Genomic DNA, 14078 nt, shown 5'->3' with positions numbered 1-14078 from the left:
TTTCGCATCGAGTGACTTCGAAGCGGGGATCTCTCCCCGCTTCTTCAGCCCGGGATCATCCATGTCCGTTCACCGTTTTGCCATCGGCGATATCGTCTGCTTTCGCAGCGTGACCGGAATGGGCCGAAACGTGCCGGACCAGTTCGAGGTCGTGGCGCTTCTCCCGCCTCGCGACAGCGTCCTGCAATATCGTATCCGCAGCGCCGACGAGCGCCACGAGCGCATCGCCACGGAAGATGACATCATGTCCGTCCGCGATACGAAGGACAGGATCGCCGGAAACAGCAATATCCCGAATGCCGGACGCCCGTCCTGACGGCGAAGGTTTTTCAACCGGACCTGCGGATCATGGCGCGGCAAGGAGCGAAGAAACTGAGCAATCTCACCAAGCATACCCTGTTCAAGCCGACGCGAATGGAGAGCCGGCAGGCGAACACCGATAACGTCGCCCGTTCGATCACCGAGGCCGAAGAAAAGGCCCGTCGCAAGAAGACCGACCGGTTGCGCCAGCTTCGCCTGGACGCCGAGGCCCAGGAAGAAGTCGAGGCGGCCGCCAAGCCCGCACCGGCGCGAAAGCGCGCGAAGAAGGCAAAGTCCTGATCCTTCGGCGCCGCCAGGGCAATTCAGGTTTGGATTGACGTATCAGCATCGAAATGCGCGTTCGAGCCGAAGGCGAGAGCCAGCGCATTTTGGTCCTTTTGCACCCTGAAATGCTCTAGGCGATCAGCCCCGCGCCTCTCTCGATCACCCACCACGCCGACATCGCGGCGATGCCGGCCAGCGCCGCATCGCGTAAAACGGGCGTCGCTGTGCGCGACAGCCGCGTCAGGATCGCCACCGTGGCGAGCGTGACCGCGATGATCGCCAATTGCCCGATCTCGATGCCGACATTGAAGGCGGCGAGCGCCGGAACAAGGTCAGGCGCGTCGCGGCCGAGGATATCCCCGAGCACGAAGGAAAAGCCGAGGCCGTGCAGCAGTCCGACGCCGGCGATCACGGCGACGGAATCCATCCGCCTGAAATAGGCCGCCGCCGCCGCATACAGCACGGTCGCCGCGATTGCCGTCTCCACGGCGGGAATGAACCACGGCCATTGCGGCGTCGCGCCGAGAAAGGTCGTGATCAGCGTCGCCGAATGGCCAAGCGTGAAGGCGGTGACGATCCACACCAGCCGCGTCCGCGCGCCGATGCCGAGCGCCAGGCAGACCACCAGGAACACGTGGTCGATCCCCTCGACGATATGCAGCACGCCCTGCTTGGCGAATTCCGCGACTGTGCGCGCCACCGATCCGTCGATCGTCGCCGGCGCCTCCAGTTGTCCGGGGCGCGTATAGGCGAATGCCTCTGCGCCCCGCGCGTCGACGATATGGTTGTCGACCGAGACCCCTTCCACCAGCGGCATCGGCGGATGGGCCGAGACCACCTGCAGCGCGCCGTCCGGAACGGGCGCGTCGAGCCGCAACTGCATGTCGATCACCGCTTCGCCGAACAGCGGGTCGGTTGTCGCGCCGCCGGCGTCCATCGCGGCGCGGGCGGTTTGTGCGCTGTCGAACGCCGTCTCCTGAAGGAAATCGTGCAACACGAACCCGGCCAGCTTTGCCCTTAGCGGTTGTCCGTTCTGTGACCAGGCAAGCGCGTTTTCGAGCCGTGCCGCAAAGCCTTCCGGGTCGGCGTCGATCGCGTCGCGCGACAGATGGAAGACCGGCCCCGTTGCCCGTTCTTGGCTGTAGATGAAGCCGGTATCGGGTGACGCGCCGGTCCGTTGCGCCACGTCGAGCAGGTCGCCGAACAGAAGCGGCGCCGGCGTCCGCACGAAGACGGTCACGCCGTCGCCGTCACGCGTCACGACGATGGACCGCACTTTCACGCCTTCGGAAAAATGCGCCTCTGCCGCGCCGGCAAACCACATCAGCAGGAACAAGGCCTGAATGATGACGCGCATTGCCTGCCTCCCGGCGTTCGGCGCGACTGGCCAGGTGAGGCTACTGCACCGCGTTGATCGCCGCTGCCCCGACCGCCTGTGTCGCCTTCTGGGTGGCTGATACGGCGTTCGCGGAATCGGCGCCGAACCCCTGGATCGTGTTGGCGCAGCCGCTGATCGACATGAGCGCGGCGGCAATGAGAGCGGATTTCATGATTCTGGTCATCGCGAATCCTTTTCTTTGTGTGTGACGGCGCGGGGAGATGGTCCACCCGCGGCCGCGTTTCGTCAAGCGGGCCGAAACGCCGACTATTCGTGCCGCAGTGCCTCGATCGGGTCGAGCCGCGCCGCCCGTCGCGCGGGGAAAAAGCCGAACACGATCCCGATAAAGGCCGAGAAGACAAAGGCGATGAGGGTGATCGTCCAGTCCGGCGAGAACGGGATCCTCATATAGTTCGAACCGACATAGCCGAGGACCAGCCCGAGCCCGATGCCGATCAGTCCGCCGATGAGAGACAACACGATCGCCTCCACGAGAAACTGTGTCAGCACCTGGCGTTCCGTCGCCCCGATGGCCAGCCTGATGCCGATTTCGCGCGTGCGCTCCGTCACCGAGACCAGCATGATGTTCATGATGCCGATGCCGCCCACCAGCAGACTCACGCCGGCGACCGCCGAAAGCAGACCCGTCATCACACCGGTCACGCTGGTCAGCATGGACGCGATTTCCTTCGTGTCCATCACCGAGAAATTGTCTTCCTCGCCCGGCTCGATGCGCCTTCGCTCGCGCAGCAGCGCGTCGATGTCCGATTTCACCTTGTCGGTCGAGGCGCCGGGCCGCGCCGCGACATAGATCGAGGAGACGTCCTGGTCGCCTGCGATGCGCCGCATGAAGGCCTTGATCGGCATCAGCACGGTGTCGTCCTGGTCCTGGCCGAAGCTCGACGCGCCTTTCGCCTCGAGGACGCCGATCACCTTGCAGGAGAATTTCTCAGTCCGCAGCGTCTGGTCGACCGGGTCGCCGCCGCCGAACAGCTTCCTGCGCGCCGTCGCGCCGAGGATGCAGACGGTCTTGCCGCCGGAAACCTCGCTGGAGAAGAATTCGCGCCCGAGAGCGATGTCCCAGTCGCGCGCGATCAGGAAATCGTTGTCGGTTCCGGTCACGGTCGTCTGGTGGTTCTCGTTGCCATAGATCAGCGTGACCGAGGAGGTGTTCGAGGGCGCGGCGGCGAGAACGCCCGGTATCTGTGCCTTGATCGCCTCGACATCCTTGAGCGTGAAGCTCGGCGCGGAGCGCCCCGCCGATGGCGGTCCCATGCCGGCGCCGCGGCGGATGATCAGCAGATTGGTGCCCAGCTTCGAGACATCGGCCTCGATCTTGTCGGACGAACCCCGCCCGATCGTCACCATGGTGATGACGGCGGCGACGCCGATGATGACGCCCAGGATCGTCAGGAAGGAGCGCATCGCGTTGCGCAGGATGGCCTGCAGCGCCTGCCGTACGGTTTCAGCGAACATCGGCCTGCTCCATGTCCGGCTTGCGGATGGCGTCGTTCGGCGCGTCGGCCTCGATCAGCCCGTCCTTGAACTGGACGATGCGCTTTGCGTATTCGGCCATGTCCGGCTCATGCGTGACCATGATGACGGTCAGCCCTTCCTCGTCGTTGAGGCGCGAGATCAGCTTCATGATCTCCACCGAGCGCGCCGTGTCGAGGTTGCCGGTCGGCTCGTCGGCCAGAAGCACTTCGGGTTCCGACGCGATGGCGCGGGCGATGGCCACGCGCTGCTGTTCGCCGCCCGAAAGCTGCGACGGCTCCTTGTCGAGCCGGTGCCCGAGACCGACCCGCTTGAGCGTGTTGATCGCCCGTTCGCGGCGTTCCGCGCGTCCGACACCCTTGTAGATCAGCGGCAGTTCGACATTCTCCACCGCAGGCGTGCGCGCCAGCAGGTTGAAGCCCTGGAAGACGAAGCCCAGATAGTCGCGCCTGAGCAGCGCACGCTGGTTGCGGTCGAACCCGCCGACATCCGCGCCGAGGAAGCGATAGGAGCCGCCGGTCGGCGTATCCAGCGCGCCGATGATGTTCATCGCCGTGGACTTGCCGGAGCCGCTTGGCCCCATGATGGCGACGAACTCGCCGCGCCCGATCGTGAGATCGACGCCGCGCAGCGCGCGCACCGCCGCCTCGCCCTCGCCATAGACGCGGCTCACGTCGCGAAGCGCGATGACCGGAGCCTGGTCGTCCTCGCTCATTGCCCGCTATCCATCGAAGTGATGACCGGATCGCCCTCGGACAGCCCGCCCTCGACGATCTGCGTGTGCGAGCCGTCGCTGGCGCCGGTGCGTACCTTCGCTTCAACCGGTGCGCCGTCGCGCAGCACCCAGATCGAGCGCATCCCGTCGGCGTCGGGAGCCCCGCCGCCCGCGCTGCTGCCGCCACCCGGACGGCGCGGCATCAGCATGCCCAGGAGGCCCGAACTTCCGCCGCTGGCGTCGTCCCTCTGCACGGGCGGCGCGAAGCGCAGCGCCGCGTTCGGTACCGTCAGCACATTGTTGAGTTCGGCGACGGTGATTTCAGCGGTGGCCGTCATGCCCGGCCGCAGCAGCAGGTTCTCGTTGGTGACGTCGAGAATGCCCTTGTAGGTGACGACGCCATCGACCGTTTCCGGCGCGAAACGCAACTGGGTGATCTCGGCTTCGAAATCCTGTCCCTGATAGGCCTCGACCGTGAATGTCGCGGAATTGCCGACGCCGACCTGGCCGATATCGGCCTCGTCGATGTCGACGGTCAGGTTCATATGCGTCAGGTCCTCGGCCAGCGTGAACAGCACAGGAGCCGACAGCGAGGCGGCGACGATCTGGCCGACCTCCACCGCCCGGTCGAGCACGATGCCGTCGATCGGCGAGCAGATGCAGGCCTTGTCGAGGTCTGTCCTGGCGAGTCTCAGGTCGGCCTCGGCCACTTTCACATTGGCCTTCGCGGTATCGAGCGTCGCCACGGCGCGTTCATAGCCTGCCTTGTTCGCCAGCAGGGTTTCCTGCGAGGAAATGCCCTGTTCGGAAAGCTGGACCGCCCGGTCATAGGCGTTTTTCTTTTCTTCCAGCGTCACCTGGGCCTCGACGAGATTGGCCTTGGCCGCGGTCACGCTCGCCGTCGCATGTTCCACATTGGCTTCCAGCTTGTCCGTGTCGAGCGTCGCCAGGACGTCGCCGGTCTTGACCTCGTCATTGTAGTCGGCGTTGACGGCGCGAACCGTGCCCGACAGCTCGCTGGAGATTTCCACCGTGTTGATCGGCTCGACCGTGCCGGTCGCCGTCACGGTGACGATGATGTCGTTGATCGTCGCCGGCTGCGTCATGTAGCGCACGTCGCGCGTCTCGTTGTCCTGGCCGAACCAGTACCAGGCGCCGCCCGCGACGACGACGGCCGCCGCCACCCACATCCATGCGCGTGAAAATCCGCCGCCACCCTTCTTGCGCGCAATGGCTTCGATACTGGTCTTGTCGGGCATGGTGCTTCTTCTTCCTCGGCGATGCTGCGGCGTGTCGTGAAGCTGGATCGCGTTCGACCGTTTCACATTGATGCGGGTCAACCCTTACGTCGCCATTCGCGCCGGGTTTTCAAGTTAAGGATTTGTCATCCGGCTATCGTCCTTCTTTCCGCGCGCTTCGGCCAGTTTGCGAAGAGCGGACTGTGGTGAGCGGGCATGCCAGGATGCGAGAAGCCTCCGCACATTGGCCTCGACACCATCCTTGCTGTGCAGGTCCAGATCGTAGTGAAGGCCCAGATGGATCGTGTCGTGGTCTTTCGCCGCGCTTCCGACCGGTCGGTCGCCGCGCGCCAGTTCTCTGGCAATCAGTTCATCGCGGTCGCAATGCAGCCCGATAAAGAAGACATCGAATGGCGCGAACAGCGATGCCAGGTCGTCCAGCCAGCCCGGCGTGTCGATGATATGCTCCACGATCAGATTGTTGCCTGCCCCGGCAAAAGCCGCGAGCGCGCGATGGAATCCGGCAAAGAACGGCGCGCGCGCGTCGCGCCAGTCGAAATCCTTGTTCTTGAATCGGGCGAGCGGCAATACGCCCGAATCGCGAAGATGATCGATCGATAGATGAAGGAATGGCTCGTCGATCGCTGCCTGCAATGCACGCGCGAGCGTCGATTTGCCGCTGCTCGATGCGCCATGCAGAAAGATGATCCTGCCGGGCTTGCTGTCATCGCCGTTCACGTCGCGTGGCCTCCTTGACCTGCCTGCGTTCATGACCGCGCGCGCCATAGCACGGTTTCGTGACGGGAGAACGCGTTAGGCCTCACTCGGCATGCGCGGCGGCGGGCGCTCCGGCGGCGGGGGCCGTTTTCGGCTTGCGCAGCAGCAGCGCCAGCGGGATGGCGGCCAGCGTGACGATCATCATCAGGTAGAAATCGTCGACATAGGAGATCATCAGCGCCTGCTGGTTCACCAGCCCGTCGAGGATCGTGAGCATCGTCGGATCGCCGGCCCGCGCCGCTGGCGACAGCGCGTCGAGTGCCGGATTGTAGGGCGAGATCGCCGTCGAGAGTTCGGCGTGGTTGACCTGCAGATTGTGCGACAGCGCGACGGTGACGATCGAGATGCCGATCGACGATCCGATATTGCGCACCAGCGAGAACAGGCTCGCCGCGTCGGTGCGGTGATGCGGCGCAAGCGTCGCGAAGGCCACGGTCGACAGCGGTACGAAGACGAGGCCGAGGCCCAGCCCCTGGATCACCCCCGACCAGATGATCAAGTCGTCATTCATCTGCGGCGTGAAGCCGGTCATCATGTGCAGCGACCAGCTGGTCAGGAGAAGGCCGGTCACGACCAGCGCCCGCGCATCGACGACGCGCACCAGCCGGCCGACGACCAGCATCGAGATCATCGTGCCCACGCCGCGCGGCGCCATGACGAGCCCGGTCAGGATGGTCGAGTGGTCGAACAGATTGGCGAGCATCGGCGGCAGCAGGGCGAGGCTAGCCAGCAGGATCACCCCGACGACGAAGATGAAGACCAGTCCGGTGACGAAATTCCGGTCGCGGAAGATCGTCGGATCGATGAACGTGTCCGTGTTGGTCAGGAGGTGGATGGTGAACACCCAGAAGCCGGTCAGCGCGAGGCCGAGTTCAATCCAGATCTCGGGCGAGGAGAACCAGTCGACCTCTCCGCCGCGGTCGAGCATCAGTTGCAGCGCGCCGACGCCGAGCGACAGCATGGCGAAGCCGAAGAAGTCGAATCCGCGCGGCCGGCTTGGCACTTTCGGCAAATAGGCGGCGGAGCCCAGAAAGGCGAGAATGCCGACCGGCAGGTTGATGAAGAACACCCAGCGCCAGTTCAGCGTCTCGGTCAGCCATCCGCCCAGTGTCGGGCCGATGATCGGGCCGACCATGATGCCCGCGCCCCACATCGCCATGGCCTGTCCGTGGCGCTCGCGCAGGTTGATGTTGAGAAGAAAGGTCTGCGACATCGGCACGATGGCCGCGCCGAACAGGCCCTGCATCACCCGGAATGTGACCATCGACTCCAGGTTCCATGACAGCCCGCAGGCCATCGACGTCACGGTGAAGCCGACGATGGTGATCAGGAACAGCTCGCGCGAGCCCAGCCGGTCCGACAGCCAGCCGGTGACCGGCGTCATGATCGCGGCCGCGACGATATAGGAGGTCAGGACCCAGGTGATCGTGTCGCGCGACGCGCCGAGATCGCCGGTCATCGACGGCAGCGCCACATTGGCGATCGTCGTGTCGAGCACCTGCATGATCGTCGCCAGCATGATGGCGATCGTGATCAGCCCGCGATGCGGTATGTCTTCCGGCTTCGGTGTGGCGGCCTGTGTCATTGTTTATCCATGGGTCTCCGGCCCGCCCGCTTCCTTGGGGGGAGGTCAGTGGGCGCTGAACGGACGGACCGGAGAGTTGACCGGCCGGGCGCGTTTGCGCCCGCTGGAATGGTTATTCCGCGGCTTTCGCCGTCGACGTGCCGAAGAAGTCGGGCAGGCCGCGGCTCTTGCCGGTATCGACTGCGACGGTCGCGCTCATGCCGGTTCGAAGCGCCATGCCGGCGTCCTCGACCGTCAGGCGCACGGGGATGCGCTGCGAGACCTTCACCCAGTTGCCGGTCGCGTTCTGCGCCGGGATCAGCGTGAATTCCGAGCCCGTGCCCGCGCCGATGCTTTCGACCGTTGCCTTGATCGGCTGGCCGGGGAAAGTGTCGAAGGTGATCTCCGCCACCTGTCCGGCCTTCATGTGGGTGAGTTGCGTTTCCTTGAAATTCGCCTCGACCCAACTTCTGTCGTTTTCGACCAGCGAGAACAGCGCCGTCCCGGCGGAAACCAGCTGGCCCGCCTGGAACGAGGAGGCCTGTGCCAGAACGCCGTCGGCGGGCGCGGTCACGGTGGTCTGCTTCAGCGAATAGGCCGCCTTTTCGCGCGCCGCCTGCGCCGCCTTGACGGTCGGATGGTCGTCGGTCGCGATGCCGGCATCGCCGCCGAGCGCCGCCAGCGCGCCGAACACGGCCTCGTTCGCCGAGGCCAGCGTGTCCTGCGCCGCCGTCAGGTTGCGCCGGGTTTCGTCCAGCGCGGCCTTGGTCGCGATGCCCTTGGTCGCCAGCGTGTTCTGGCGGTCGAGTTCGGCCTGGTAGTAATCGACGTCGTTCTGCGCCGCCTTCTGCTTGGTGACGGCCTGGCTGTAGGTCGCGCGCAACTGCCAGACGCTCAGCCGCGCCGCGGCGAGCGAGGCCTCGGCCTGTTCCAGCGCGATGCGGTAGGGCTCGGGGTCGATGACGAACAGGACGTCGCCCTTCTTCACCGCGCCATTGTCCGTGACATGGGTTTCGACCACCCGGCCGGAGGCTTCCGCCGAGATCGAAACCTTGGGCTGCTGCAGATAAGCGTTTTCCGTTTCCTGGTAGCGCCCGCCGGTGACCCAGACATAGCCGCCAATGGCGACCAGTGCGACCGGCAGCGCCAGCATCAGCGCGTTGCGACCGGTCTTGCGCTTCGTCTTCGTTTCGGCGTCCTGCCTGTCCCAGGCGTCGTTCGTGGCTTCCGCCGTCTTTTCCTCGGTCTTGGTGATCGCGTTCATCCTGCGCTTCCTGTCCCTCTTTGCGTCCCGTCGCTGGCGCCCTTGCCGTCCGACAGGTTGTCGCAAACCGTTCTCAATGCGTGCATCAGTGTCTCGCGCTCGGCTGGCGACAGCCCGGCAAGCGCGATCTCGTAGAGATCCGACGCCACGCTCTTGACCTTCTCGAAGGCGTCGCGCGCCTTCCTGGTGGCAAAGACCATGCGCACGCGCCTGTCATTGGCGTCGGCGCGCCGTTCCACCCAGCCGCCTTCCTCCATGCGGTCGATCAGCCGCGAGACGCTGATCGGCTCGATCTCAAGCAGTTCGGCGAGTCTCGCCTGCGCCGCGCCGTCCTCCTTGACGAGGAACACGAGCAGCCGCCATTGCGCCGAGGACAGGCCGTATTCCTGTCCGCGCGCCTCGAAATGCTTGTGCAGAAGCCGCTGCGCGTCATGCAGCAGGAAGCCCAGGCTGTTGCGGAGGTCGTTTTTCATGAGCGCGATATATTATAAGCATGCTTAGCTTACAAGTGGTGCGCCGCAACATTTGTTCCGATCGGGGCGCGTCGGGAAAAGATGCGGGCGTGCGATCCCCGTGTGACCGAGTGCACAGCGTCGATGGCCCGTCCTGCTAGTTTCGGTTCCAACAGAAAAAGGATTTGCGTCATGCCTCGTTTCAACACCCCCCGCACCACCGACGACCATCTCTTCATCGTGACCAGCCTCGTGCCCGCCGCCCTGTTCGCGGCAACGCTGTTGGCTGCGGTTCATGTCGGCAAGACCGAAGCCCCCGCGCCGCAGGTGATCGGCATCGGCTATCAGGTCACGACAAGCGCCAGCGCGTAAGTCTGTTAGTCAGGCCGGCGCGGTCCGCGCTGAGCCGGGGAACGGACCGATATCGTTCGTGCGATGGTTCGCCTGGAAAACATGGTGGTACAGATGCGCCACCCACTGTTTTCCTTCCACGGTCAGTTCGAGATAGCGCAACGCCGCGCCGATATGCGGATTGACCTGCGACCAGAAGAATTCCGGATATTTGTCCAGCAGGTCGATCGGCGACTCGTAGCCGAGCTTTTCGGCGGTCCCGGTCTCCGCGAATTCGTGAAACAGCGCGTTGATCTTCCGGTAGTAGAACGGATCGCCCAATTGGCCGATGAGATCGGCGGCGCGAACGAGCGCGCGCTCGGTGTCGTTTTCCGCATAGGCCTCGTCCGCCGGGATCGGAAAGCGCGTATAGTCGATTGACGCCGCAAGGCGTTCCTCGTCGACAAATTTCGACTCGCCGAAACGCTCCCGCACATAAACCATGCCCCGTTCGATGTGATAGGGCGTGAGATAGGCGTCGGACGCGCCTTTCGGCGGTACGATCGTCTCGCCGTCGAGCCCGGCGACGAGAACGCCGTTCTGGTCACCCCGGCATATGCCGCGCACATAGCCGATATCATGCGTCAGGAGCGCCAGCGTGTAGTGCAGCCAGTCTTCCGGCTGGACCGCCGTCGAAACCAGCCGCCCGCGCATGATCTGCTGGCCGACCAGCGTGACCATCATCGTGTGCTCGGCATTGTGATAGAGCGCGTCGGTATTGCCGAGGCGTTCCAGCACCAGCCGCGCCGCGCCGCCGATATAGGCCGCGTATTCCGGGTTCCGCCCGGAAAAATGCTGCTGGTACAACCTTTCCAGATACGCGCCGAACGCGTCGGCGACCACGTAGCTGGGATTGAACATGCCTGCGCCCCCGCGACTGGTCCCTTGAAACCTGAACCCTAGCCCGGTTGAGGGAAAACACAACGGGGCAAAGAGGCTGAAGTCCGGCGTGCATATGACCGAACCCGCGGAAGACAGGGCTTCTTTGCCCTGGTCCCGAATGGTCCGTTCGGCGGCACCGTCCGTATTCAAAGATCTGGCGCATTGTTTGACCCATGTCGCGCCCATACGATTAACCTAAAGGAAGGCAGTCGAAGGATTTCCGATTCGGTGACCCGAAACGACTGGAGTTTGATTGATGCCAAAAGGCAGACATGAACCGATCCCGATCAGGATGGCAGTCTATGGCTGCCTGTTGGGCGGCGTGGTTGTTCTACTTGCGATAACCGCATACCTCGTGCCGGGTTACCTGGGCAGTATTTCGCGCAAGACGGTCGAGAAAGAAGTTGCTCTGAATGCCAGGACAATCTCAATCGATCTGGCACGATCGCTCCACGAGGACTGGATCGAGTTGCGGCATCTTGCAGAGAAAATTGGCAGTATGGCGCCAGACGAAGCACGCTCTTATCTCAACGGCATCGTTGGAGACGGGCAGCGCATTTCATGGGCGGGCTATGCGACAACCGACGGAACCGTGCGCGTTGCGTCGGGCGGATTGCTGGAAGATGTGGATGTCTCGGAACAAACTTGGTTTCGAAACGGCCTGAATGCCGTTTACTCGGGTGATTTGCACGAAGCGATGCAAATGCAAAATCTGCTTGAAGCCGGCCAAAGCGGGCCGCTCAAATTCATCGATCTCGCCAAGCCCGTCTTCGACCGGAACGGCACAACCATCGGCGTTGTGGCTTTCTATGTGAATTTCCAATGGATCCGGGACTATCTGTCAGAATCCGCCGCGGCGCGCTCGATCGATTTCTTGCTGTTGAGCACAGATGGCACGGTTGCGGCCGCGTCCTTCGACTTGCCGGAAAATCGGCCTTCGCTGGCGGCAATCCGCGCCGCCATGGCTGGCATAAGGACGACAACGCTGGAGACATGGCCGGACGGAAACGAGTATTTCTCGGCGGTGGACCCCGACGTGGTATACGAAGACCTGCCGAGTTTCGGTTGGCGGTTGATCGGACGGATGCCTGTTGACGCCAACAGTTTTGAAGACAATCAGCTCATGCTCAATGCCATGCTCTTCGTCTTTGGGGCGTGCCTTGTGTTTTCGATCGCTGCTGCGATGTTTGTTGCGATCTTCATAAATCCGATCAGTCGCTTGGCCGAAGTCGCACGGCGAGTAAGTCTCGGAGAGGACGTCTATCCACCCGAGGGCCGTAGTTCACGCGAGGCATCACGGATTGCGTCCGCGCTCGCAAAAATTCAATCACGCCTGCACAGCACACAGAAATGATCGGCTAAGATCAAAGGATCACCCCTTGAAAGCAAGCCGGCGCGCCAACCCGATGGCGAGGGTGCCGAGCCGTGCGCCGGGAACGCCGGGAATGTTGTCCTCGGCATAGAGCCGAAGCTGCAGGGCGTCGAACTGCTCGGGTGTGGTGTGGAGCTGGATCCGGCACCCGTCGCGGATTGATCCGAGACTGGTGCCGGCCACTTCCCCGATCCCGTTGATGACGAGACTAATCCGGTCTCCTTCCGGCAGATCGACCCCGCGAATGCGCGCATGTGTCGTCGTCAGTCTCGCGAGCCAGACCGGTCGGGCTATCCCGTCGATCAGCTGCGCCCGCTCGGGCGCATCGGCGATATGGCGTTCCTGTCTCGGCAACTCCACGCAGGTGATGATGGTGAGCGCGAGAACGAACAGGTTGTAGATGCTCCAGAACAGGATGACGGCCTTGCCGTCGCCCGCGTCGAAGAAGGCGAAGCGATCCGAGACGATGCCGATCGTGAGACCGGTCAGCGTCAGCGCGAGCAGGATGGCGAACGGCATGAGCAGCCGCCATTGCACCTGTATCTTACTGCGGTCGCCGCCTTTGGCCGTCACCTTGAACGGATGGCCGTGCGGCTTGAATAGTCCCGTCAGTGCCGCCCGCGTGATCTGCGGCGCGCCGATCAATTGGCTTACGTCGTTGATGAGGGGCACGATATTGCCCCTCGACAGCAGGTTGAGCGCCGAAAGCGTCCAGAGATAGTAGGCGCCGAAATAGTTCAGAACATCCGGGACGCGGGCATCGACGACGATCAGGTTGAAAAACCAGTAGAGCAGGGGATAGACGAGCGCCGCGATCCGGAACGGGAAGGTGGTCAGCCAGTAGGCGGCCGCGTCCAGCACGCTCCAGCGGTCGCGCAGCCTGATCTTGGCGCGCGAGAACGGACCGACCGAACTGTGCCCGATCTGCATCATGCCGAGGCACCAGCGCGTGCGCTGCGTGATGTATTCCTTAAGGCCCTCGGGCGCGAGGCCCTCCGTCAGCGCCTCGTTGAGATAGACCGTGCGCCAGCCATGCGATTGCAGCACGACCGTCAGCATGAAATCCTCGGTGATGCTGTCGGTCGGGAACCCGCCGATCTCGTTCAGCGCCTCCCACCGCGCAACGGAGGACGTGCCGCAGCAAAAGGCGATGTCCCAGGCATCGCGCGACGCCTGCATCGTGTCGAAGAAGAACCGTTGCTCGTCCGGATAGGCGCTCGACAGGTTCAGATTGTGCTGGATCGGGTCTGCGTTGAAGAAGTGCTGCGGCGTCTGCACGAGCCCCACCGCCTCGTCGTGGAACAGGGCGAGCGTTCGGCTCAGGAAACCGCGATGCGGCACGAAGTCGGCGTCGAGGACGGCGACGAAATCGGGAGGATCGTCCGCCAGCACCTTCAGCGCGTGGTTCATGTTGCCGGCCTTGGCGTGCCGGTTGTCGGGTCGGCTGATATAGTCCACGCCGCGTTCCGCGCAGAAGTCGCGCAACCAGTCGCGCCGGCCGTCGTCCAGCACATGGACAGTCTTGTTGGGATGGCGCAATCCGAGCGATCCGACCACGGTGCGTTCGAGCACCTCGCGGTCCTCGTTGTATGTGGCGATGAGAATGGCCACGCGCGGCTCTTCCGCCTCGCCCCACCAGCCGGTGTTGCTCTGCACCTCCGCGCGGCGGTCCCGCGTCCGCGACAGGATCACGAAGGCGCTGATCGAGCCCGCGATGGCGGCAAGTTCGAGGAAGAGCAGCGACCAGCTCGCCGCCCAGTCCCAGGTCAGGCCGAGCGGCGCGACGGTCTCGGTTGCACGCCACCACGCGTAGCGCAGCGCCAGCCCGGCGGAAATCGAAAGAAGCACTGTCCGGTGAAAGGTCCGATTCGGATCGGCAAAGACCGGCATGAGCAGGGACAGGCCGGCGACAAGCGCCAGGACGATAACGCTGGATGTCGTTTCGTCTAGAAAGAGAAGCGGCACGG

General features: G+C 63.9%; 15 protein-coding genes. 4 read left to right on the top strand and 11 right to left on the bottom strand.

Going from position 1 to position 14078, the window contains the following annotated elements:
- Positions 1-61 precede the first annotated feature (61 nt).
- Both ACQK2M_RS23840 and ACQK2M_RS23835 read left to right on the top strand, forming a co-directional pair.
- Complete coding sequence (locus ACQK2M_RS23840) at positions 62-316, top strand: hypothetical protein (RefSeq protein ID WP_223479075.1); 255 nt, start codon at positions 62-64, stop codon at positions 314-316.
- A gap of 32 nt (positions 317-348) precedes the next feature.
- Positions 349-600 (top strand): hypothetical protein, encoded by a 252-nt coding sequence (locus ACQK2M_RS23835; RefSeq protein WP_425419867.1) that lies wholly within the window; start codon positions 349-351, stop codon positions 598-600.
- 115 nt (positions 601-715) lie between these two features.
- On the opposite strand, the gene ACQK2M_RS23830 is transcribed toward ACQK2M_RS23835, so the two are convergent.
- The 9 genes from ACQK2M_RS23830 to ACQK2M_RS23790 all read right to left on the bottom strand — a co-directional run bounded on the left by ACQK2M_RS23830 (position 716) and on the right by ACQK2M_RS23790 (position 9488).
- Positions 716-1942, bottom strand: a complete 1227-nt coding sequence (locus ACQK2M_RS23830; protein WP_425419866.1) for a HupE/UreJ family protein — start codon at positions 1940-1942, stop codon at positions 716-718.
- A 40-nt stretch (positions 1943-1982) separates the two neighbouring features.
- Positions 1983-2147, bottom strand: a complete 165-nt coding sequence (locus ACQK2M_RS23825; RefSeq protein WP_223479072.1) for an entericidin — start codon at positions 2145-2147, stop codon at positions 1983-1985.
- 83 nt (positions 2148-2230) lie between these two features.
- Positions 2231-3439, bottom strand: a complete 1209-nt coding sequence (locus ACQK2M_RS23820; protein ID WP_425419865.1) for an ABC transporter permease — start codon at positions 3437-3439, stop codon at positions 2231-2233.
- A complete protein-coding gene (locus tag ACQK2M_RS23815) occupies positions 3429-4172 on the bottom strand; it encodes an ABC transporter ATP-binding protein (RefSeq protein ID WP_425419864.1) in 744 nt (247 codons plus the stop codon). Before ACQK2M_RS23815 ends, ACQK2M_RS23820 begins: the two co-directional genes overlap by 11 nt.
- Positions 4169-5431 (bottom strand): efflux RND transporter periplasmic adaptor subunit, encoded by a 1263-nt coding sequence (locus ACQK2M_RS23810; RefSeq protein WP_425419863.1) that lies wholly within the window; start codon positions 5429-5431, stop codon positions 4169-4171. The genes ACQK2M_RS23815 and ACQK2M_RS23810 overlap by 4 nt, the downstream gene beginning before the upstream one ends.
- 114 nt (positions 5432-5545) lie before the next feature.
- On the bottom strand, positions 5546-6148 hold the full coding sequence (locus tag ACQK2M_RS23805) for a chloramphenicol phosphotransferase CPT family protein (RefSeq protein ID WP_425419862.1): 603 nt from the start codon (positions 6146-6148) through the stop codon (positions 5546-5548).
- Positions 6149-6230: 82 nt separating this feature from the next.
- A complete protein-coding gene (locus ACQK2M_RS23800) occupies positions 6231-7772 on the bottom strand; it encodes a DHA2 family efflux MFS transporter permease subunit (RefSeq protein ID WP_425419861.1) in 1542 nt (513 codons plus the stop codon).
- A gap of 112 nt (positions 7773-7884) precedes the next feature.
- Positions 7885-9015, bottom strand: a complete 1131-nt coding sequence (locus ACQK2M_RS23795) for an HlyD family secretion protein (protein ID WP_425419860.1) — start codon at positions 9013-9015, stop codon at positions 7885-7887.
- Positions 9012-9488, bottom strand: coding sequence for a MarR family winged helix-turn-helix transcriptional regulator (locus ACQK2M_RS23790; RefSeq protein WP_425419859.1), 477 nt, complete (start codon positions 9486-9488; stop codon positions 9012-9014). Before ACQK2M_RS23790 ends, ACQK2M_RS23795 begins: the two co-directional genes overlap by 4 nt.
- Positions 9489-9659: 171 nt before the next feature.
- On the opposite strand from ACQK2M_RS23790, the gene ACQK2M_RS23785 reads away from it, so the two are divergent.
- Entirely contained in the window at positions 9660-9839 is a 180-nt protein-coding gene (locus ACQK2M_RS23785) for a hypothetical protein (protein WP_223479064.1), read from the top strand.
- Between the two features lie 9 nt (positions 9840-9848).
- Here ACQK2M_RS23785 and ACQK2M_RS23780 read toward each other — a convergent pair whose 3' ends face one another.
- Positions 9849-10718: a metal-dependent phosphohydrolase gene (locus tag ACQK2M_RS23780; protein WP_425419858.1), complete on the bottom strand. Its 870-nt coding sequence runs from the start codon at positions 10716-10718 to the stop codon at positions 9849-9851.
- A 277-nt stretch (positions 10719-10995) separates the two neighbouring features.
- Between ACQK2M_RS23780 and ACQK2M_RS23775 the strand changes: the two genes are divergently transcribed.
- Entirely contained in the window at positions 10996-12093 is a 1098-nt protein-coding gene (locus ACQK2M_RS23775) for a cache domain-containing protein (protein WP_425419857.1), read from the top strand.
- Positions 12094-12111: 18 nt separating this feature from the next.
- Here ACQK2M_RS23775 and ACQK2M_RS23770 read toward each other — a convergent pair whose 3' ends face one another.
- A complete protein-coding gene (locus ACQK2M_RS23770; RefSeq protein WP_425419856.1) occupies positions 12112-14076 on the bottom strand; it encodes a glycosyltransferase in 1965 nt (654 codons plus the stop codon).
- Positions 14077-14078: the final 2 nt, after the last annotated feature.

This window comes from Oricola indica (genome assembly GCF_965227485.1).
Classification (GTDB): domain Bacteria; phylum Pseudomonadota; class Alphaproteobacteria; order Rhizobiales; family Rhizobiaceae; genus Oricola; species Oricola indica.
This window is presented reverse-complemented; position numbering and strand designations above follow the sequence as displayed.

Coding starts and splice junctions, on each gene's coding strand:
- ACQK2M_RS23810 (WP_425419863.1), bottom strand. CDS start 5,431: ATGCCCGACAAGACCAGTATCGAAGCCATTGCGCGCAAGAAGGGTGGC.
- ACQK2M_RS23815 (WP_425419864.1), bottom strand. CDS start 4,172: ATGAGCGAGGACGACCAGGCTCCGGTCATCGCGCTTCGCGACGTGAGC.
- ACQK2M_RS23780 (WP_425419858.1), bottom strand. CDS start 10,718: ATGTTCAATCCCAGCTACGTGGTCGCCGACGCGTTCGGCGCGTATCTG.
- ACQK2M_RS23825 (WP_223479072.1), bottom strand. CDS start 2,147: ATGACCAGAATCATGAAATCCGCTCTCATTGCCGCCGCGCTCATGTCG.
- ACQK2M_RS23835 (WP_425419867.1), top strand. CDS start 349: ATGGCGCGGCAAGGAGCGAAGAAACTGAGCAATCTCACCAAGCATACC.
- ACQK2M_RS23820 (WP_425419865.1), bottom strand. CDS start 3,439: ATGTTCGCTGAAACCGTACGGCAGGCGCTGCAGGCCATCCTGCGCAAC.
- ACQK2M_RS23775 (WP_425419857.1), top strand. CDS start 10,996: ATGCCAAAAGGCAGACATGAACCGATCCCGATCAGGATGGCAGTCTAT.
- ACQK2M_RS23795 (WP_425419860.1), bottom strand. CDS start 9,015: ATGAACGCGATCACCAAGACCGAGGAAAAGACGGCGGAAGCCACGAAC.
- ACQK2M_RS23840 (WP_223479075.1), top strand. CDS start 62: ATGTCCGTTCACCGTTTTGCCATCGGCGATATCGTCTGCTTTCGCAGC.
- ACQK2M_RS23790 (WP_425419859.1), bottom strand. CDS start 9,488: ATGAAAAACGACCTCCGCAACAGCCTGGGCTTCCTGCTGCATGACGCG.
- ACQK2M_RS23830 (WP_425419866.1), bottom strand. CDS start 1,942: ATGCGCGTCATCATTCAGGCCTTGTTCCTGCTGATGTGGTTTGCCGGC.
- ACQK2M_RS23785 (WP_223479064.1), top strand. CDS start 9,660: ATGCCTCGTTTCAACACCCCCCGCACCACCGACGACCATCTCTTCATC.
- ACQK2M_RS23800 (WP_425419861.1), bottom strand. CDS start 7,772: ATGACACAGGCCGCCACACCGAAGCCGGAAGACATACCGCATCGCGGG.